Origin of the sequence: Vibrio sp. S234-5 (assembly GCF_000960595.1) — a bacterium.
In the GTDB taxonomy this organism is placed as follows: Bacteria; Pseudomonadota; Gammaproteobacteria; order Enterobacterales; family Vibrionaceae; genus Vibrio.
The window spans coordinates 1-1,100 of record NZ_JZAM01000260.1 but is presented as its reverse complement, the minus strand read 5'-3'; the positions used below and the strand labels follow the sequence as shown (position 1 = coordinate 1,100).

Genomic DNA, 1,100 nt, shown 5'->3' with positions numbered 1-1,100 from the left:
GGCCCGCTAGGCCAAGGCATCACCAACGCTGTTGGTATGGCAATGGCTGAGAAAGCGCTCGCAGCGCAATTCAACAAAGAAGGCCACGACATCGTCGACCACTTCACTTACGTGTTCATGGGTGATGGCTGTTTGATGGAAGGCATTTCGCACGAGGCTTGCTCTCTTGCTGGTACGCTAGGTCTAGGCAAACTGATCGCATTCTGGGATGACAACGGCATCTCTATCGATGGTCACGTCGAAGGCTGGTTCTCTGACGATACGCCTAAGCGTTTTGAAGCATACGGCTGGCACGTTATCCCAGCAGTGGATGGTCACAATGCTGAAGCGATCAACGCAGCAATTGAAGCCGCTAAAGCGGATCCTCGTCCTACGCTAATTTGTACGAAGACTATCATCGGTTTTGGTTCACCAAACAAATCAGGCTCGCACGACTGTCATGGTGCACCGCTAGGCGCGGAAGAAATTGCCGCAGCGCGTGAATTCCTAGGTTGGGAACACCCAGCATTTGAAATCCCTGCTGATGTATACGCACAGTGGGATGCAAAAGCCGCAGGCGCTGCAAAAGAAGCCGCTTGGAACGCGAAGTTCGAGGCATACGCAGCCGAGTACCCTGAGCTTGCCGCAGAGTTCAAACGCCGCGTAAATGGCGAACTGCCAGCGCAGTGGGAAGAGAAAGCAAGCCAAATCATTGCTGATCTTCAAGCAAACCCAGCAAACATTGCGTCACGTAAAGCATCGCAAAACGCGCTAGAAGCGTTTGGTAAAATGCTGCCAGAATTCATGGGCGGCTCTGCTGACCTAGCGCCTTCTAACCTAACCATGTGGTCGGGTTCTAAATCTCTAGAAGCGAACGACTTCTCTGGTAACTACATCCACTACGGTGTACGTGAATTTGGTATGACTGCTATTATGAACGGTATCGCACTACACGGTGGTTTTGTTCCTTACGGCGCAACCTTCCTGATGTTCATGGAATACGCACGTAACGCAATGCGTATGGCGGCTCTGATGAAGATTCAGAACATCCAAGTGTACACGCACGATTCTATCGGCTTGGGTGAAGATGGCCCAACTCACCAACCCGTTGAGCAAATCGC

1 pseudogene is annotated in these 1,100 nt (G+C 51.7%); it reads left to right on the top strand.

The features are described 5' to 3' along the window. Nucleotides 1-1,100, top strand: a pseudogene (locus UF06_RS15975) (transketolase); the annotation flags it as partial.